This window comes from Bifidobacterium thermacidophilum subsp. thermacidophilum DSM 15837 (assembly GCF_000426425.1).
GTDB lineage: Bacteria > Actinomycetota > Actinomycetes > Actinomycetales > Bifidobacteriaceae > Bifidobacterium > Bifidobacterium thermacidophilum.
Genome location: NZ_AUFI01000013.1, coordinates 14,190 through 34,378, shown reverse-complemented (window position 1 = coordinate 34,378; position 20,189 = coordinate 14,190). Strand labels below are relative to the sequence as shown.

The window sequence follows — 20,189 nt, the reverse complement described above, 5'->3', positions numbered from 1 at the left end:
TGCACGCGCATTACCGGCTCTTGAAGAACCGCAGCAACTGGGACTCCCGCACGCTGAGCCCGGCGAGGAATGTCGCGGCCATCACACCTGCGAACCCGGTTGCGGGGATTCGGCAGGCGGCGATGACGATGTTCATCCAGCCGTCGGTGGACATGCGCCAGCAGTACGCGCACAGCAACGCCAGGCACGCTATGGTCGCCAATCCCGCCCAAATCAGCGTTTCCAGAGTCATTTCGAGCAGTTGGGCGCCTTTGGTCTGCCCTACGTGCAAGGCTCCCGCGTATTCCAGTCGTCTGCGCCGCACGGAAATCACCCCGGCGATCACCCCGACCGCTAGCGAAACGTACGGCAGCCATACCGTCATGCGGTTCTTATAGCTGGAGTACGCATTGTACCGGGAGTCGAAGGATTTGTTGACCTGCGCGACCGTCGTGTTTCCGCCTGTTCCTGAAACAATCGCCGTGGAATACAGCAGGTCGTTGGTTTGCTCGCTGACCGGCCACTGCTTTGCCCAGCATTCGGTGAATTCGCCGGAGGACGCCGATACCGGGATCATCGCCGCATAGGCGAATCTGGTGTCGCGGCCGTCGTTGGGCCAGGAGAATACGCCGGCGATGGTCATATCGCCACGGTTGGTTTGCATGACACTGCCTTTGACCAGCCCGAAATCATGCGAAACGTCGGTTGAAATCCATATTCCCGAGGTGTCGGCGGTCTCGTTCACTTTCTGTTGCGTTGATGTCGCCCCCTGTTGCGCAGACGAGGACGCAGAAGACGAAGACGACGAAGACGATGATGCCGCGTTCGCTGTTTTCTGCCCGGATGCAAGCAGTTTGATGAACCCCGGGGTCACTTCGTACGCGGGCAATTCCATGCCGGGCGTCGAAGACGCGGTGATGCTTTCGGCAGCGCGGGCCGCTCCCGCAAGACTTGGCCCGTTGTGGACCATTTCAAGCCCATCACACGCTTGGCCATCGACGCTTGCACCGATGAGGGCTTTCGTATCGGCGTCCGAACTGATACGCGTGATCGCTTCCTGTTCGAGCTGCACGATGGACATGGCTTCGTACCCGCCGAGAAGCACACCGGTGATGAGCATGACGAGGAAAAACCATGCCGCCCGCGTAGTTCCCGCGCTGATGTTCCGCACGGCTTCGGAGCAGATTGACCGGAGATTCATGACCTAACCCCCTCGCTTCCGGCAAGGCTTCCATCGGCGCTTCCAGCAACGCTTCCAGCAGCGTTCTCATCGATATTTCCGCTCGCGCTCTCCGCAACGCTTCCGTCCACACGTGCAGCAGCGCTCTGACCCGCGTCCCCATACGCGTTTTCAGCACCGACCGGCGCGTAATCAGCCAAATCGACGACTCGGTCGCACGCGTCCCTGGCACGCGGGTCATGCGTTGCCACGACCACGATCATGCCTTGCCCCGCGAGATTGCCCAATACTTCACTCACGGATGCCGCCGTTCGCGTGTCCAGCTGCGCGGTCGGCTCGTCGACGAGCAGCACGTCAGGGTGCGAGCATACGGCTCGGGCGAGCATCAACCGTTGCGCTTCGCCGCCGGAGAGTTCGGAAAACTTCCGGTCCGCCGCATATTCCAAATCGAACAGCCCCATGGCTTGCAACGCTTCAGGAATCGCTTCACGCCTGCTCAAGCCGTGGCAAAGCAGCGGGAAGACCACGTGGTCGAGCGCAGTCCGCTCCGGAACACCGTAGGGGTTTTGGAATACCCACCCGATGCGGTGGATGTCGTCGCGTTCGACTTGCCCCGCCCATGGTTTCACCCACCCCGCGAGAATCGACAGCAAGGTGGATTTACCGCATCCGGAAGGCCCGCACAGCGCGACGGTCTGCCCCGGGCTGATTTCGAAATCGAGATGCTCGAACAGAATATCCGTTCCCGGGAAACGGTGTGCCAGGTCTATTGCTTTCAGGAGCATGTTGCGCCCGCGATCTTCGACCCGATTTCCACCGAGGTGATGGATGACGTGTTGCCGCCGTCATTGAGCTGCACGAGACTGACGCCAAGCGAAGAGCCGACAACGGTGACGGCATGTTTCGTCCCGTCCGTGGTCATGATGCACCCTTTGCTCCCGTTCAAGCCGAATACGGCGCCCGCGGGCACGCGAAGCGCTTCAATGGATTGCGCCAGGGAGAGCGTGCCGCTGATGCCCGCAGCAAGCGTGTCCTTGGTCTGAGTTTTGTACTCTTCCGTCGCCGAAACCTGTTTGAGGTAGTCGGCGTTGTCGATGGCGGTCTGGCCTGCGGGCAGGGTGGTCGATTGGCCGAATACGGTGATCACCCGATCCTGGTCCGAGGGGTTCGTGTTCTTGATGCTGAGTTTGACCAAAGCCCCTGGAATGTCGCCGATCTGCGACCCTTGGGTGACGTTTGCGCCCGTGGTTCCCTGCCAGTTGCTGACGGTGACGCTCTGCTCGGGGATCCATAGGATGTCGCTGAGCAGGAGCGTACCGTCGCTGTCCGAACCGTTGTCCGCCATGAGGCGTTTCCACCCTTGCTGGGTGTTCCATGAGTACCGGTCGCTGTCGGCGTCGGATTGGTAGCCGAGCCGGGACAGTTCATTGTTCAGCGCACGCACGTCCTGTCCCCGGTCTTCCACGTGCAGGTCGCGGTACAACGGCAGGGCCGTGTTCAGGGCGATGACGGCACGGTCGTTGACGCGCATGCAGGCATGGCCGGAAGATAGCCCGTTGCCTGAATAATCCGCTGTCACGGTGCCGGTGCTGTTGCCCAGAATGGTCCTGTCGCTGGCGATGCTGGGGATCAGTGTGACTGTTTGTGCGCCGTTGTACTGTTGCGTCGATACTTTGGCTTGCGTCACTTCTCCGGATGTGCCCAGTAGTGCGGGCGGTCGGTCGGGCATGAACATCGCGCACGCCCCCGCGGTGATTGCGGCGGCCACCACGATGGACATGATGACCCACGCCGCGATATTGACATGCCGGCGGCGTTTGTTGTCGACTTTGCCTTTGACACCACGCTCATGACGAAACATCGATGTTCCTCTTCTCTTGCTGCTAACGGACTATCGCATACCGGCAATCGGTGCGGATGGTGCGCGATCTATCCCAACGGTTTCCAGTAAGACGCCTGATCTGACGCTTCGGCGTACCCGTACTGATACAGTGCAAAGCATTTCTGCGCTGCGCTTCTGCACTATGGAAGAATTCCAGGGCCAAGTCGCTCGACGTCGTTATGCCAAGCCCCCCCCACTGGCCAACCAGCGAAGGAACATATTTCTCTTGGTATTGCCTATTCCAGCGGTTTCCAGTATGCGCTTTCATCGCGTGCGTCGTTCGCGGAGTATCCGTATTTCACCAGACAAGCTGCCGGGAACGTTTGCCTTACTTTCCGGGTTCATCTATGAAATATAATTGTGATTGACATTGGTGTCAGACATCGAGCAAAGCAAAAGAGGGGCGTTTGCATACGGAATTTGCAGGTATTACGGCAGTGAATACCAACCCAACTATGGAAAGCGTGCTGACATGAAGAAGCAACCACGGCTCGTGAAGCCGATTTCGGCAATGGCGGCGACCTTCTCGCTAGCTCTTGGCGTCGGCGCCTGCGGTTCCGGCAAGCGCACCGACCCAGACCCGCGGGAGCACTACAGCAAGCGAAAACGGAACATCCCGCGCGAAAATATACGACTCCGCCAAAGCGATCACGGATGATTCCGATCTGGTGATCGTCGGCACCGTCGCCGACCAGAAAGTCGTCCAGGACATCGACGATGAGACGGACTTCACCCTCTCCACGGTCAAAGTCATCACGACGAAGAAAGGCGATGTCGGCGATAAGACCGTCGTTGTCCGCCAGACCGGTTCAACCAAGAACCAGACCGCGGGGGCGATCATGAAAACCGGATCGACCTACCTGCTGTTCCTCGTGCACAGCGGACTGTCCGGCGACCTCACCTCGCAATACTACGTGACAGGAGCGGACGCCGGAATCTACCTCGCCTCCACCACTGCGAAGGCGAAGGCGCAGACCGGCTCGGCAACCGAACAGGATATTAGCGGGGAGACCTTCAACCGGGTGAACTGCAACTCCGGCGACAACCTGCACGCAACGCTGACCGTCGACGAAGTACCCGCAAGCTGACAGGCCGCCGATGGCGGGCTGGCGGATGTCGTTGCGATGGGTGTCGTTGCGTGAGGATTTGCTCACACGACGACACCCACAGCCTTTCAACCAGCCCATGCCCGCCACCAACCGCCCGTCGCGCGAGCCAATCATCACACGCCCAGCGACCACAGCACCATGCCATTCCGCAGCCATCAGCTGCATTGCCAATCGCGCATGCCCGGACATACACAATCCTGCGCATCAGTATGAGTCAGCACCGTTTTGCCGCCAGGACTTGTCATTGCGTATGCCCCGACATACGCAACGCGATGTATCGACCTGCGCCGACACCAAACGATGGCAGGTCCTATAGATTGCGCGTCTCCAGACATACACGGCGCGACATATCACCCATGACCAGTGCGGCGCACCACACGAACCCGCATACCACGCATACCATGGCATACACAATCCGACACCATGACTTCTGCCGTCATTACATCTTCATCCAAGGAATCCGTTACGTACGTCATGACATACGCAACGCAACATATCGGTCACGGCACGTGTCATAGCGCACCCGGACCAACAATTCGCGCATGCCGGAACATACGCAGCACGACAGATGTCCCACAAACGACACCCGACACCAACCGGACCGCACCATTGCGTATGTCGGGACATACGCAACGCAACAAATACCCCACAAGCAACGACCCACACTGGTCGACCCGCACCATTACGTATGCCGGAACATACGCAGCACGACAGATACCCCGCAGTCAGCAGCCACCGCCAGACATCATTGCAACTTGCGTATGCGCAGACATACGCAACCGCACAAAAGACGGCGGCACCGACACCAGCACCGGCACCAGCACCGGCACCACCGCCTCACCAGGCAAACAACGCGCGATCGATCACCTCGACCGCGGCATCCGCCGCGTCACTGCCCGAGTTTGGCGAGCAGCAGCGCTTCGGCGACCACGTTCTTCTTCAACCCGGGCAGGCTGACCGACTCGTTGGGGCTGTGAGCGTTGGATTGCGGGTCTTCAGGCCCGGTCACCAGCACTTGCGCCTTCGGGAAGATGCGCTGCAATTCGGGGATGAACGGGATGGAACCGCCCTCACCCTTGTTGATCGGTTCGACGCCGAACGCCTCACGCATGGCGGCGAGCGCATCCTCGGTTGCTTCGGCGCTCGGGTCCATGGCCCACCCCATGCCGTTGTCCAGCGGGGTCACGGTCACGCTCGCACCAAATGGCGCGTGCGCGGTGAGGAAATCGGCAACCGCCTGCTGAGCCTCTTCAGGCCGCTGGCCGGGGGCGGTACGCACGGACAGACGGAATCGCGTCTCGTTGGCGATCACGTTGAACGACCCGTCGACCGGGTGCGCGTCGAATCCGATGACCGTGGCGCTCGGCTTGGTCCACAGGCGTGAGGCGAGCGAACCGGTGCCGGCGAAACGGTAGCCAGGCACGAGCGACGTGTCGGAACGCACCTTGTCAGGGTCGAGATCCTGTTGCAGGCCGCCGACCGGCTCCTGGGAGAGCAGACCGGGGATGTCAAGCTCGCCGTCGGCGTTGTACATGGAGGCGATGAGCATGGCAGCGAGCGTGTTCGCGTCGAGGATCGGCCCGCCGTACTGCCCGGAGTGGACGGGATGGTCGAGGACTTTCACGCTCAAGTCGAGCGTGGTGTTGCCGCGCAGGCTGGTGGTCAGGCTTGGGATGTCCGGGGTCCAGTTGCCGGAGTCCGCGACGATGATGACGTCGGAGTCGAATTCGTCGCGATGCGCTTCAATGAACGGGATGAAGCTGCGCGAGCCCATTTCCTCTTCGCCTTCGAAGAACACTTTGATATTGACGTGCAGGTCATCGCCGAGCGCCTTGAGCGCGCCGGAGTGGATGGCGATGCCGCCGCCGTCGTCGCACGTGCCGCGCCCGTACAGGCGGTCGCCCACCTGGGTGGCGGTGAAGGGGTCGTCAATGTCCCAGTCCGCGGGATTCGGGGCGGGCTGCACATCGTGGTGCGCGTACAGGAGCACGGTGGGCGCTTGCCGGTCGACGATATGCGAGCCGATGACCTCCCACGCGCCCGGGGTGCCGTCCGGGTTCGTGGACTGCTCGACATGCGCGTCGATACCGACCTTGCGCATTTCGCCAGCGACGAATTCAGCCGAACGCTTCATATGTTCGCCGGTGATGCCTTGTGCGGACACGGCTTTGAGCGCGATCTTCTCCTTGAGCAGGTCGACGATCCTGGCCCAGTCGGCTTCTACGCGCGCGCGGACGGTCTGTTCATTCAACGCGGTCATGGGTTCTCCTTATATATATCTGGTCATCGTGTGTGCGATGTGCGATGTGTCGCCGCCGCGCACCATCCACATACCGTAATACCGTGGTACCGTGGCGTCCTGCCGTGCCCATCGGGCTGGTTTTCGGCGGCTCCGGGCGGATTGTCGGGCGGCGAGCGTCTAGTGGTCACCGTAACCTGCAAGCATGACATGGAACCCGTTCAAGAAGACCACCGACGAGCAGCCGGCCGAGCAGGACGAACCGGCCGCGTCGAAGGAATCAGGCGCGAAAACCACTGAAGGCAAGGGCCGTCCGACCCCCAAACGCAAGGAGGCGCAGGCGCGCAATCTGCGTCCGCTCGCCCCCAAGGACCGTCAGGCGAGCGCGAAGGCCGCCAAGCAGCGGATTCGCGCGAAGGAAGACGCGGAATACGAGGCAATGCAGAACGGTGATATCCGCCATATGCCAAAGTCGGAGCAGCTGCCGTGGCGCGTGTATATCCGCGATTATGTGGATGCCCGCTACAATCTGGGCGAGTTCTTCATTCCGGTGATCGTCGTGATGATGGTCGTCATGATGGTGTTCAGCTCCCGCAGCCCGCAAGCAGTGATTGTACTCACGATTCTCATGTACGCGTACCTGTTCGCAGTCATCATCGACATCGTGGTGATGTGGCACAAGCTCAAGAAGAAGCTGGTCGCCAAGTTCGGAGACCGTGCGGTGGCCCGCGGTTCGCGCTCATGCATGTACGCGTGGAGCCGGTCAATCCAGATCCGCCGGTGGCGTCTACCCAAGCCCACCTCCCCGAAGCGCGGCAACTGGCCTGACTGAGTTTCGTTCGGTCGCTTTTCCGGTTTTGTCTGACGCCCCGTTGCGGCATACCACCGCAGCGGGGTTGTTGTATGTGGCGGCATGTTGTCCGCCAACCGCACGCTTCGCCACGGGCGGATACGGGCGGCAGGTAGAAGCGTCACCTTAGACTGGAAGGCATTGCAACCTGAACCAAGGCCCGGCGCACACGGCAGCGCGGCGGGCCATGTGCGAGGAGGCCATATGAGTGAACATGCCGACATCGTCATCATCGGGGCCGGGCCGGGCGGATACGCCACCGCACTGCGAGCCGCGCAACTAGGCAAATCCGTTGTGCTGGTTGAACGGGACGCCACCCTCGGCGGCACGTGCCTGAACCGCGGGTGCATCCCGTCCAAGGCGCTGCTGACCGCCACACGCACTATCGGCATGATCGGCCGCGCCCAGCAGCTTGGCGTCAACGCCACGCTCAATGGCGTGGATTATGGCGAGTTACGCGATTACCGGCTTCGCGTGGTCGACACGATGACCAAGGGGCTGGCCGGTTTGCTCGCCCACCGCAAGGTCACGGTCATCCGCGGGCAGGCCGAGCTGACCGACCATTCCACGGTCAGTGTCACCCCCAGCACCGGAACACAGCAGGTACAACGGTTCCGCAATGCGGAAATCCCCGAGGATGCCGGCCAGACCTTGGTCTTCAACGCACAACATGTGGTCCTGGCCACCGGCTCGGAACCCAAGCCGCTGCCCAGTCAGCCGTTCGGCGGGGCGCTCATCGACTCCACGCAGGCGTTGGCGCGCAACCAGTTCCCGTCCAGCGCAGTGATTATCGGTGCCGGGGCCATCGCCATCGAATTCGCTTCGATGTGGCATGCCGCCGGCACTGACGTGACCATGCTGATCCGCAAGGAGCGGCTGCTGTCGGCGTGGGACCGCAGGACTTCCACGGCGTTGACGCGCGAGCTGAAACGGCACGGCATCACCATCATCGATCACACCTCAGTCAGCCATGTCGATACGGGCGTCAATCTCGGTGCTACCGTCCACTACACGCGTGGCGACGACGCGACGGACCACACCGCATACGGCGAAGTAGTGCTCGCCGCGATTGGCCGAACCCCGAACACGTCAAGTCCATGGTTCGCTTCGAACGGGATCGCCCTGACCGACGGCGGTTTCGTCGTCACCGACGCATACGGACGCACGAATGTGCCCGGCGTGTGGGCGGTGGGTGACATTACGGTCGGGCCGGCACTCGCCTACCGCGCGTACGAGCAGGGCATCGTCATCGCGGAATCGATCGCCGGGCTCAATCCCCCGCCGGTTGACGATGACGCAGTGCCGCAGATCGTATTCTCCACGCCAGAGGTCGCGTCCGTCGGCATGACGCTCGACGAGGCACAGAAGCGCGACGATGTGCAGGAAGTCAAGGAAACCCTGTACCCGATGCTGTCGAACGCGCGCATGCTGATGAGCGGCTCCGCGGGTTCGATGTCCGTGGTGAGCGGCATGCGGGCGAGCGACCCGGATACCGAGGTGATTCTCGGCGTGCACATGATGTCGCCTGTGGCCAGCGACCTGATCGCCGAAGCCCAGCAGCTGGTCGGCAACCATGTGCCGCTGAGCCAGGCGGCGCGGCTCATCCACCCGCATCCGACCTTCAGCGAGACGCTCGGCGAGGCGATACTCAAGGCGGACGGACGTCCGTTGCATACGCGTTGAGCCGCACGCAACGCCGCGAGCCAGAACCGACCGCGGAAAGCTGCCCGCAGACAGCGATTTCGCTACCCGCGGGCAGCCTCCAGCGCTTCCATACCGTTTGATAAAGTTGTGCCCAGTGTGTCCGTTTCCAAGAAGATAAGGATCGCAAATGGCAGACAAGGCTGAAAAGAGCAATGGCGGCAAGCGCCAGAACATGGTGAAGAATATCATCACGCTGTTCAAGTTCACCTACAAAGAGGATAAGAAGCTGCCTTGGCTGGCCGCGGGCGCCTTCATCGCGCCGATTGTCGTCGCGATTGTGCTCGGCATCGTATTCCACTGGTCGGTCATCGCCTGGATCCTGCTCATGATCACCGCGGTCATGTTGGGCGCCCTGTTCTTCACCATGGTGCTCACCAACCGTGCCGACCGAGTCGGCTACGCGAAGCTCGAAGGCCAGCCGGGCGCCGCCATCGGCGTGCTGGGTAATATCAGCAAGGCCGGCTACTCCTTCCCGCAGGAACCGGTGTGGGTCGATCCGAAAACGAAGGACATGATCTGGCGCGGCACCAGCAATTCCGGCATCTACCTGCTCGGTGAGGGCGACGAGCAGCGCGTCAGCCGCGCGATGGACCGCGAAGAGCGCAAGATTAAGGGCGTCACCGCCGGCTCGTCGATCCCGGTCTACCGCATCTGCGTGGGCACCGGCGAACATCAGGTGCGCTTGAAGGACGTGCGTCGTGCCGTGCTCAAGTGCAAGAGCTACGAACCGACCCACCACAAGCTGTGGATCGCGAAGAAACTCCACCCGCGCACCCGCTTCTACCTGACCAAAACCGAGCTCAACACGCTCAACGAGCGTCTGCGCACCCTGCAGCTCAAGCAGGGCTACGGCATCCCGAAGGGTATCGACCCGACGCGCGCTCAGCATGTCAATCGTCGAGCGCTGCGCGGTCGCTGACCTATATCGCTGGTCGCGGCAACACTAAACGCACAGCGACATCACACAACAACACCACACGAATGCCCGGTCGGACTTGTCTCCGGCCGGGCATTCGTCGTTCCGCACGCCGCCCGAGACGGCGCCAACGGCATGCGCACATCGTCCGCCCACGACGCCCAGATACGCCCACATGTCCATGTTTCGAACGCCTAATGCACGAAATCCTTACGGATTGAAAAATACAGAACCTTGATTTTCCAACGATTTCACCCAAATGTTACCGAAGTACGAAACATGTTCGTAACGCAAACGGCGAGTGGCCGAAACCGACGAACCTAGACTTGGAGCCTGTAAGTTCACATGAAAGGAGCGGTCCCTTGACTGCACTCGAAACCAAAGCAGACGTCGAGGCCCTGATCAACCAAGAGGGCGTTGAGTACGTCTCCGTTCGCTTCACCGATCTCATCGGTATTCAGCAGCACTTCACGGTTCCCGCCAGCGAGTTCCTCAAGGATGCTTTCACCGACGGAATGCCGTTCGATGGTTCCTCCGTCCAGGGCTTCCAGGCCATCAACGAGTCCGATATGAAGCTGGTGCCGGATGTCTCCACCGCGTTCATTGACCCGTTCCGCAAGCACAAGACGCTCGACGTGGCCTTCTCCATCGTCGACCCGATCACCGATGAGCCTTACTCCCGCGATCCGCGCCAGGTCGCAGGCAAGGCCGAGGCCTACCTCAAGTCCACCGGCATCGCCGACACCGCGTCCTTCGCGCCTGAAGCCGAGTTCTTCATCTTCGACAAGGTGCGTTACGAGAACAGCATGCGTCGTTCCTTCTACGAGGTCGACTCCATCGAGGCTCCGTGGAACTCCGGTGTGGACACCGAAGATGACGGCACCCCGAACATCGGTTTCAAGAACCGCGTCAAGCGCGGCTACTTCCCGGTTCCGCCGAATGATCACTATCAGGATTTGCGCGACGACATGGTCGCCAACCTGCAGAAGGTCGGCCTGATTCTTGAGCGTTCGCACCATGAGGTTGCGGGCGCCGGTCAGCAGGAGATCAACTACCGCTTCAACACCCTGCAGCACGCGGGCGACGACCTGATGAAGTACAAGTACGTCGTTCACGAGACCGCTGCCCTCGCCGGCAAGGCCGTGACCTTCATGCCGAAGCCGATCGCAGGCGACAACGGCACCGGCATGCACTGCCACCAGTCCCTGTGGAAGGACGGCAAGCCGCTGTTCTACGACGAGAAGGGCTACGGCGGGCTTTCCGATATCGCTCGTTGGTACGTTGGCGGCCTGATCAAGCACGCTTCCTCCGTGCTTGCCTTCACCAACCCGTCGCTGAACTCCTACCACCGTCTGGTTCCGGGCTTCGAGGCTCCGGTCAACCTGGTGTACTCCGCTCGTAACCGCTCCGCTGCCATCCGTATTCCGCTGGCTGGCACGAGCCCGGCTGCCAAGCGCATCGAGTTCCGCGCTCCGGATCCGTCCTCCAACCCGTTCCTCGCCTTCTCCGCCCAGCTGATGGCAGGTCTCGACGGCATCCTCAACCACATCGAGCCGCCGGCTCCGGTTGACAAGGATCTCTATGAGCTGCCGCCGGAAGAGCATGAGGGCATCAAGCAGGTGCCGGGCTCCTTGGGTGAGGCGCTCGACGCCCTCGAGGAAGATCACGACTTCCTGACCGCCGGCGACGTGTTCACCGACGATCTGCTCGAGACCTGGGTTGACCTCAAGCGCGGTGAAATCGACCAGGCTCGCCTGCAGCCGACGCCGCTCGAGTACGAGCTGTACTTCAACATCTGATTTCGCTAATCAGTAGCTGAAACGGGAAGCAAGTTTGGGCTTGCTTCCCGTTTTTCGTATGTGTGCGGGATGTTCCCTGCCACGGTTTTCAGTGGTGCGTGAGGTCTTCCGGCATGTGGGTGGGATACACCTGATCACAGCATGACATCGTTGTCATCGTGACGTTAGTCCGGTAATCGGTCCCCGTATACGCGCTTCGCCACTGGCGTGGCGGACGGAAGCGCGCTACGGTGTTCAAGGACAATCAGGAGGAACCATGGCACACATCCCGACTTCCCAGCAGGCGACGCACGGCATCAACGACGCCACCGGCACAAACGGCACTACTGGCGGCACCACCGGTATCACGAGCAATACCAGCAGCGCTGACAGCCCTGACAACACTGACGGCTTAGCACACGTCCCGACCAGTCAGCCGAATGCCATCGAAATCGCCATCTACCACCGGTTGAGCAAGGTCATCGACCCAGAATTGGGGCGTTCCATCACCGATCTGGGCATGATCGCCGCAATCGAGGCAACCCCTCGCGATGCGCTCCCCTCGACCTACGACGTGATTGTGCACGTGGAGCTCACCGTGGCGGGATGCCCGTTGTCGAAAACCATCACGAACCAAATCAACGAGGCTGTGGCGGCTTACCCGGATGCCACGCTCATCCCCCACATCGAAGTGAGCGCGATGAGCCAAGACAAGCTCGCGAACCTCGTTGCGCAGCTCAAGGCCGAACGCCGGCAGAACCCGTTCACCAAGCCGGGCATCAAGACGCGAATCTTCGCCATCGCTTCCGGCAAGGGCGGGGTCGGCAAATCCTCAGTCACGGCGAATCTCGCCGCCACCTTCGCCGCGCTCGGCTACGATACCGCTGCCATCGACGCGGATATCTACGGATTCTCGCTTCCGCGGCTGTTCGGTGTACACACGCAACCCACGAATCTGAACGGCATGCTCATGCCTGTGGTCTCGTGGGGCGTCAAACTCATGTCGATCGGCATGTTCGCCGGCTCGGAGCGCGCAATCCTGTGGCGCGGGCCGAGACTGCAACGCTCGCTGGAGCAATTCCTGTCGGACGTGTGGTGGGGCAGCCCGGACGTGTTGCTGCTCGATATGGCCCCCGGCACCGGTGACATGGCGATTTCGGTCGCGCAGACCTTGCCGAACGCCGAACTTGTGGTGGTGACGACCCCGCAGTCGAGCGCCTCGGAAATCGCGGTACGTTCAGGTCTGGTCGCCCTGCAGGTGCCGATGAAGGTGCGAGGGGTCGTTGAGAATATGAGCTATTTCGAGCACAAGGGCGAACGGTTGGAGATTTTCGGACACGGAGGTGGACAGCGTGTCAGCGAACAGCTGACCCACGCGCTCGGATATGATGTGCCGCTGCTTGCCCAGCTCCCGCTCGAGCCGGAAATCCGCGAGATCGACGATTCCGGGCGACCGGCCGTACTGACGCCATCCGGCGAGTTGGCCGACACTCCGCTCGCCGCACAATTCACCGCCCTCGCCCAATCCCTCATGTCCAGTACCAAGTAAACAGCACCGAACAAGGCGGGTAAGTAACACAGGTAAGCAACGCCACCCCAATCCCCAACGCAGCCCCCTTCCCAAACTGTCTACGGAATCAGCCCTCCCAGCGTCACCGGTTTGTGGAATTCCCCAAACCGTCCACGCAAACAGGCCTCCCAGCGTAGCCAGCTTGTGCAGCTGCTGCTTCTGCCGACGCTGAGGGCGGTTTCAGTGTCGGTAGAAAGTTGGGAGAGGTCAGTCAGCGAGTTCGGGTTGGGTCGTATCGGCTGCGCCAGCGCCAGCACGAGTGGCGGGTTCTCCCGGTTCGCCGGTGTCCAGCAGGCGGTGGAACTGGGTTTCGTCGAGGATCGGCAGGCCGAGCTCCTCGGCCTTTGTCGCTTTCGAGCCAGGATTCTTGCCGACCACCACGTATGTGGTTTTCTTGCTGACCGATCCCGCGGCCTTGCCACCGTGCGATACGATCGCTTCCTTGGCGGATTCCCGGCTTAAATCCTCCAACGATCCGGTCACCACCACCGTCATGCCGGCCAAGGTCTGCGGTTCGGTGTTCTCATGTTCAACCTGTCCCACTCCGGCGGCTTTCCAGGCGGCAAGAATCCTGCCACGCCAATCGCCCGGTTCGCGTGACTTGGCGAACCAGTCGACCACCGAACTGGCGATTTCCTCCCCGATACCGCCGATTTCAGTCAAATCCGCGACGCTCGCATGCTCAATCGCCTCAAGCGAGCCGAAATGGTCGGCAATCGTGCGGGCGGTTGGCGGCCCCAACCGCCTTATGGACAATGCAACCAGTACACGCCACAAATCCGCCCGCTTGGCCTTGTTGATCTCTTCGAGCAGCTTGTACGTGTTCTCCATCGGCCGTACGTACACCGGCTGTCGTGCAACCGTGCCGTCGCGCAGGGTCCGGGTCAGCTCGCGCACGACATGCGCGTCGCGCGGCACAGCGTACCCCGGGTAGGATTCCAGATCGTCCCCGCGCGCGATCGCCTGTTCGATCGCCTTCCCACTGGTCGCAGCTTTCGCGTTCGTCGGCGTCGTCCAGAACGCCGGCACCTGATGCCACAGGCCGGATCCGCCAATCCGACGGCGTATCTTGCGTTTCTTTCCGTTTTCGTCAGTCCGCTCGCGCACTTCGATAATCGGCGCCTCACGCCACACCTGCACATCGCGCAACATATCGGCGTCAAGAGTGAACAGGTCCGCTTCGCTGGACAATACCGGCGTCTGCATGGGCGGCAGTTGCAAGCCTTCCACCGGCTCATAGGGCTCCGGCTCTTGGCCGGGCTTCACATCGATCTCGGTGCGGTACGGGTCGTAGGATGCCACGGAATCCGGCCGGTTCTCCTCTGGATTGGTCAACGCGATTGCGCTCTGGTCGCCCAGATGCTCGATATCGAAGGCCTTGCGCGACCCCAGGTTGATAATCCGCTCGGTCAGCTGCGCCGGGCAGGATTCGACATTTGGGCAGCGTATGTCCTTGTCACCTTCCTTCGCTGGGGCGAGCACCGCTCCACAGGACGGACAGCGGGTGGGCATCACGAACTCATGCAGCTGGTCTTCTCTGCCTTTGCGCCGTTCCAATACCGGCCCGACAAGCTCCGGGATTACGTCGCCCGCCTTGCGCACAACCACGGTATCGCCGATGAGAATGCCCTTGCGCTTGACTTCGAAGGGGTTATGCAGCGTGGTGCGCGCGACCGTCGACCCGGCGACATACACGGGTTTGAGCACGGCGACCGGCGTGACGCGCCCCGTGCGCCCGACCTGCACGATGATGTTGAGCAGTTCAGTGTTGACCTCCTCCGGCGGGTACTTGTAGGCAATCGCCCAGCGCGGGGCGCGCGAGGTGGCACCCAGCCGGCGTTGCAACGCCAGATCGTCGACCTTGACGACAATGCCATCGAGCGCATGCTCAATATCACCTCGGTGCTCGCCGTAGTAGTCGATCATGTCGAGAATCTGGCTGAAATCCGTGACCTCGCGGTTATGCGGGGATACCGGAATTCCCCACTTCTTGTACAGGTCGTACGCCTGCGACTGGTCGTCCACCTGGTCGTGACCCTGATGCGCGCTGCCCTCACCCCAACGCAAAGTGCCCAGGCCGTGCGCGTAGAAGCTCAATCGTCTGGTCGCGGCGATCCGCGGGTCCTTCTGCCTGAGCGAACCGGCGGCCGCATTGCGCGGGTTGGCGAACGGGGCGTGTCCCTCGTCCTCGTTGCGTTCGTTGAGCGCGTGGAAATCATCCCACCGCATGAACACTTCGCCGCGAATCTCCACGAATTCAGGGATATCCGAGGCAGGGCCGGCAAGATTCTGCGGAATGGTCGAAATCGTGCGCACGTTCATCGTGATGTCTTCGCCGACCACGCCGTCGCCGCGTGTCAAGCCCTGTTCGAGTACGCCGTTGCGGTAGATGAGGTTCAAGGCGAGCCCGTCGATTTTGACTTCGCAGGTCATCGGCAGCGGCTTGTCTTCCGGCCATTCGAGGTCTTCCCGCACGCCGTTGTACCAGTCGTGCAGCTCCTCGATGGAGAACACGTCGTCGAGGCTCATCATCCGCGAAGGGTGACGCACCGACACGAAATCATTGGAGAACGCCCCGCCGACACGGTGGGTGGGCGACTGCGGGGAATCAAGCGAGGGGAACGCGGCCTCAAGACGCTGCAGACAGCGCATGCGCGCGTCATACGCAGCATCCGAGGAAACCGGCGAATCGTCGATATAGTAGGCGACCTGGTCGCTTTCCACCCACGCGGCGACCTTGGCCCACAACCGTGCCGCCGCATCCGCATCCATAACGCTGACATCGAGCCGGTCGAGCCGCAGCGCATCCTCGTCGTCCGCGCGCAAAGCCGCAATCCACTGCACACTGCCGGGCGCGTACTTGCGCACGCCTTCGTCTGCGGCCACCGGAATGCCTTGTGTGCCCGTTGCTGGCGTATTTCCAGCCTCCTGATCAGGAGCGTCGAAATCCCATGCCAGCTGTTCCCCTTCAGCCTCGCCAGCCTTGTGTGCATCATGTGCAGTCATGCCAAACCCGCCATTCGTCATCGTTGCGCGGGCCGAACGCCCGCTTCCATGCACTCGATGATAGTAGAAGCCCGTCACCATGGGCGCATGATGATGCCCGGTTCAGGAGGCGGTCACCGATTCCGCCGCGCGTCGTCACTAGCGTTTTTCGTCGCGCGTCACCGCGTGGCGCTGTGTGTCGCCTTGTGCCGGACTTCACACGGCCGCGTTACGCAACCGATTTCAACGCGCGTCGCACTCCGCCAATCAGCGCCGGCATCACCGGTTCATGCGTCCAAGGACCGGAGGAACTGCGCCTGCGCCATATCAATACCGTCGCTTTGCCCGTCGTTCAACCGCGCAACCGCAATGGACAACGTGCGTGCGGGCACAAACATGCCGTTGTCGACGCACACCCGCGCGGCCTGACGCACAATCGGTTCGACTTCGGTGTGCGGCCACACCGGCAAATCATGTTCAGTCAGCACCGTCGCCGCATCCACGACATCGTGCGGCACGGGGATGCATTGCGAACGTGCCCGTTCCATGAGCTCATCCAACTCCGCAGGAAGTGTGGAGAACTGTCCGGGAGCGATATGGGCGGCCATAAGGTAGGCGGCGGCAGCGGTGTCGAACCGGTCGCGCATCCATTCGGAGTATGCGAACCGGTAGTATGCGAACGCCGCATCAGCCCGGTCGAGGGCGACCCGCAACGCGTTGAGGCAGGCGGCGCGTGCGGAATCCCAATCCTCGTCCCTGGCCAGCTGCACCGCCAAACGCATATGCGACAGCGGGTAGGCAGGCGCGTACGAGACCATCGTGTTGAGATGCTTCAGCGATGCCTTGGCCCCCTTGACTTGGGAGAGGATGTCAGCAAGCTCCATATGCGCGTAGAACAGGCTGTCGGGAATCAAGACCGTACGCTCCCCCGCCGTGGCGAACAGGCGGTTGTACACCACCCGTTCCGCGTAGGAGTTGAAGTATCGAGGCACGCCTTTCGACTGCGCAAACAATGCGTCAACCCGACTGACTGCCGCTTCCTGGACCTCGATCGCCTGGTCAGGCTGCCCTGAGAACAGCAGGTCTCGCGCTTTGACACGTTCGGCATCCAAGCGTTTGGCGAGGGTGAAATCGAAGTCGGGGGTGTCCTTGCCGTCAATCAGCGCGGCCCCGACCTGCGGGGCGAGCTGGGAGAGTTCCGGATCGCCGATATGCTCGACGATGCGCATGGCGTGTTGCGCTTTGGCGACCGACGGCATGCTGTCATCCGAGGCGAGATGATGGAAATCGGTAACGGCACGCTGCAGCAGATCGACTCGCTGAATGGACAATCCGGTCGCATCCGTGCATCCCAGAACCCGGCTGGTCTGGGGACCGAAATGGGCTTCCGAGAACTCCGGCTCCTGCTGCGAGGCAAGCGGGCTGAACTTGGCGTCGCGCAAATCAAAGTCGGTGTCCACCGGTTCAAGTGCACCATCGGGATCGACCGACATGACCGCATCGAACATGCGGTAAGTGGTGAGCGGGTCGTTGAGCCCATGATTGTGCACATAGCCCAAGAATGCGTCCCGGCTGAACGTGACCGCGACCATATGCCGTACGGTCGGGTTGCTGCGCAGGGCTTCCAGCGGGTCGTCGCCGCGTTTGCCCGTGCGGGGGATCCCGGCGTTGCCCGCGATTCCAGCGTTGCCCGCGATCCGGTTCGATTCGTCCGGTTCATTCTGCCCAAGCGAACTGTTTCGGTCGTCGGATCCGTCAGACCCGTCCTGCCTGGCTCCCCCGTTCACAGCGTCCAATGTGCTCGATGTCGAACCGGAATCGGCAATGGTGAAGGATTCAGCTCCGGACCCATCTCGCTCGTTATTGCCTTGCGGAACGCTGAACACCGCTTCGTCGATGTCGGCGCCCTGCATCAAATCCTCGAATTCCTGCTCTTCCGCGGATTTCAAAGCATTATCCGGCGCACCATGACCTTCGTCTTGACCCTCGCCATGCCCCTCGCCGTGTTCAAACGAGGATTGCGCACTCAGCCCGTCTGCAGGAATGCGCCCCTCGCCCACATGCGAATCAGCGGCATCATGCGACCCGTCTCCCGGCTTGGGGGACGCCAGCGACGGATCGCCGTGCACATCGCCGTCCTTCGGCGCGGATTTGCCGCCCATCGCCGCTCCGGGCTCCTGGGTGCGCATGCGTTCGAACGCTTTAAGCGCCTCGCCCATGAGTTTGGCGATGGCGCTGTCCTGTTCGGCGACCGCTTCCTCAAGCCCGATGGAATCGATGGTCACGGACACCTGCCGCACCCGTGTGTCCACGGCGAACGCCATACCGGCCATCATCAGGCCGACGCGCAGGTTGTATGCCGCACTCATCGCGGCGCGCTCATGCTCCTCGAGTTTCACCCAGTCATGCCGGCGTTCGCTGTACCGGCTTTTCGGCATCATCGCGGCGCCCGCCGTGGTGAAGGCGATTGCCACGTTGCCGTCATGCAGGTTCGTGCGGAAATCAACGTCGAATCGGAAGGGCAGACGCATGCTGCGCAGCAGCAGCGACAACGTCTGGCGGTACACCCATTCGGACCCCGCGGCATCCTTGGTTCCCGTCATCGCACGCCCTGTCGGGTCGGGGAAATCATGGGCCATCTGCTCGGCGGCATCCCGCGCGATGCGCATCATGGTGTGCAACGGGGCGATACCATCGTCATGCAACGGATCCAACGGCGTGCGGTCGTCGCTGCGCAGGGCGATAAGCGCGGGATCGTTGAGCAACGCCATATCAAGCTGCGCCGCCTGTGCACGGGTGACATTGTCTTCGATCGGCTGCTGTCCGACTCTCGCGTTGCGTTCCAACACCGCGCTGACGGCGGCGAAACGGTTGAGCCCGCCTTCAATCACCAAGGATGCAAGCGCCGGCGAGAATTCAAGCGAGGAATCCCAGCTGAAGAAATAGCTCCCCGAGAAACTCGAAGTGTACAGGTGCAGCGGCTCGGCGCCATGAACTGCCTCCAGACCGGCGACCGGTTGAAGCGCTCCGGCCTCCCGCATGAGGTCGGAGAAGTAGTCTTCAAGGCCGGAAGAGCGCAAGCCATGCGCCCGCGCTTCCAAGGTGTCGCGGACGCTGCGCCGGATTGCACCCATCGGGGCCTCACGGTTGAGCCGACGGAAGATATTGCCCGATCCGAAGCCGATAAGCAAGCCACTCATCTGAGGCAGCAGATGGGCGGTAAAGAAGGCAATCGCGATGGCGTCACGGTATTCGAGGTCACAACGCATCTGGGGGTCGAGCTCCGCGCGCAACTGTTCCAGCGTATAGCGGTTGTTGCGCTTGATCCACGAAGCGAGCCACATCATCCGCCCGTCCTGTCCACGCCCGACGATGCTGCCTTGCAGCACATCGACCTCGGATTCGTCGTTGCGCTCGCCTCCGATTACACCGCGCAGGAGATCGCCGGCGCGTACGCCCATGGACGCCTGCGCGCGAGCCCCTGTTCCCAGCCGTGTATCGTCCGGCAACCGCGATTCGCCGTCCTTGCTGAACATGAATCGGATTTCAGCGCCTTGAACATCCATCGTCGGGTCTGTTCCGGCGAATACACGGCCGCGATCGTCGGCGAGCGCGATCTGGGCGAAACGATCATCCCCGATGAACATGCCCAGGGAGAACGCCCGCCCGCGTGTCTGCGGCAACTGCGCCCATCCAAGGCGCAATCCCTCAGGCACACCAGAAAGGCCCTCGTAGACCCGGCGCTTGACGATTGGCGTGAGTTTGATGGCGTGGCGGCTCAGCTCGTCCACCACATTGTCTGGGTTCGACAGCGCCCGTCCGAAGGGATTCGCCGGCGCGGATGAGCCGTGTCTGTCGCCATCCGGCTGGCCGAATACCGAATGGCGAATCGATTCTTTCAGCTTGGCGAACATCGATGGTTTCGGCTGGCTGCCGTGTGCGTCCGTATGCTTCCTGAATCGTGTCATACGGCGATTGTCCCAATGCGCGCAGACAT

Annotated in this window: 13 protein-coding genes; 7 read left to right on the top strand and 6 right to left on the bottom strand. The window is 61.8% G+C overall.

All coding sequences use genetic code 11. The features are described 5' to 3' along the window. Positions 1-10: 10 nt before the first annotated feature. From K315_RS0108320 to K315_RS0108310, 3 genes are read right to left on the bottom strand one after another with little or no spacing between them, the layout of a single operon-like run. The gene (locus K315_RS0108320) at positions 11-1,180 is read right to left on the bottom strand and encodes a hypothetical protein (RefSeq protein ID WP_029577035.1); all 1,170 of its coding nucleotides are present in this window, start codon (positions 1,178-1,180) and stop codon (positions 11-13) included. Continuing rightward, positions 1,177-1,944 carry an ABC transporter ATP-binding protein gene (locus K315_RS0108315; protein ID WP_029577034.1) on the bottom strand — a complete coding sequence of 256 codons (768 nt, stop codon included), beginning with the start codon at positions 1,942-1,944 and terminating at the stop codon, positions 1,177-1,179. The genes K315_RS0108320 and K315_RS0108315 overlap by 4 nt, the downstream gene beginning before the upstream one ends. After that, the gene (locus tag K315_RS0108310; RefSeq protein WP_029577033.1) at positions 1,935-3,020 is read right to left on the bottom strand and encodes a hypothetical protein; all 1,086 of its coding nucleotides are present in this window, start codon (positions 3,018-3,020) and stop codon (positions 1,935-1,937) included. Before K315_RS0108310 ends, K315_RS0108315 begins: the two co-directional genes overlap by 10 nt. 493 nt (positions 3,021-3,513) lie before the next feature. Here K315_RS0108310 and K315_RS10545 point away from each other — a divergent pair, with 493 nt between their 5' ends. Both K315_RS10545 and K315_RS0108305 read left to right on the top strand, forming a co-directional pair. After that, entirely contained in the window at positions 3,514-3,699 is a 186-nt protein-coding gene (locus K315_RS10545) for a hypothetical protein (RefSeq protein WP_152571459.1), read from the top strand. 10 nt (positions 3,700-3,709) lie between these two features. After that, entirely contained in the window at positions 3,710-4,129 is a 420-nt protein-coding gene (locus tag K315_RS0108305; protein WP_152571458.1) for a hypothetical protein, read from the top strand. A gap of 910 nt (positions 4,130-5,039) precedes the next feature. On the opposite strand, the gene K315_RS0108300 is transcribed toward K315_RS0108305, so the two are convergent. Then, positions 5,040-6,410, bottom strand: a complete 1,371-nt coding sequence (locus tag K315_RS0108300; protein ID WP_029577031.1) for a dipeptidase — start codon at positions 6,408-6,410, stop codon at positions 5,040-5,042. Positions 6,411-6,594: 184 nt separating this feature from the next. Here K315_RS0108300 and K315_RS0108295 point away from each other — a divergent pair, with 184 nt between their 5' ends. The 5 genes from K315_RS0108295 to K315_RS0108275 all read left to right on the top strand — a co-directional run bounded on the left by K315_RS0108295 (position 6,595) and on the right by K315_RS0108275 (position 13,186). Further along, a complete protein-coding gene (locus tag K315_RS0108295; protein WP_029577030.1) occupies positions 6,595-7,221 on the top strand; it encodes a DUF3043 domain-containing protein in 627 nt (208 codons plus the stop codon). A gap of 222 nt (positions 7,222-7,443) precedes the next feature. Next, the gene (locus K315_RS0108290) at positions 7,444-8,922 is read left to right on the top strand and encodes a dihydrolipoyl dehydrogenase family protein (protein WP_029577029.1); all 1,479 of its coding nucleotides are present in this window, start codon (positions 7,444-7,446) and stop codon (positions 8,920-8,922) included. A 148-nt stretch (positions 8,923-9,070) separates the two neighbouring features. Beyond that, positions 9,071-9,862, top strand: a complete 792-nt coding sequence (locus K315_RS0108285) for a DUF4191 domain-containing protein (protein WP_029577028.1) — start codon at positions 9,071-9,073, stop codon at positions 9,860-9,862. Between the two features lie 359 nt (positions 9,863-10,221). Next, on the top strand, positions 10,222-11,658 hold the full coding sequence (glnA, locus tag K315_RS0108280; protein ID WP_026503287.1) for a type I glutamate--ammonia ligase: 1,437 nt from the start codon (positions 10,222-10,224) through the stop codon (positions 11,656-11,658). A gap of 256 nt (positions 11,659-11,914) precedes the next feature. After that, positions 11,915-13,186, top strand: coding sequence for an Mrp/NBP35 family ATP-binding protein (locus tag K315_RS0108275; RefSeq protein WP_029577027.1), 1,272 nt, complete (start codon positions 11,915-11,917; stop codon positions 13,184-13,186). A 228-nt stretch (positions 13,187-13,414) separates the two neighbouring features. Here K315_RS0108275 and ligA read toward each other — a convergent pair whose 3' ends face one another. Both ligA and K315_RS0108265 read right to left on the bottom strand, forming a co-directional pair. Then, positions 13,415-16,213, bottom strand: a complete 2,799-nt coding sequence (ligA, locus tag K315_RS0108270) for an NAD-dependent DNA ligase LigA (protein WP_029577026.1) — start codon at positions 16,211-16,213, stop codon at positions 13,415-13,417. A 266-nt stretch (positions 16,214-16,479) separates the two neighbouring features. Further along, a complete protein-coding gene (locus tag K315_RS0108265) occupies positions 16,480-20,160 on the bottom strand; it encodes a tetratricopeptide repeat protein (RefSeq protein ID WP_029577025.1) in 3,681 nt (1,226 codons plus the stop codon). Between the last annotated feature and the right edge of the window lie 29 nt (positions 20,161-20,189).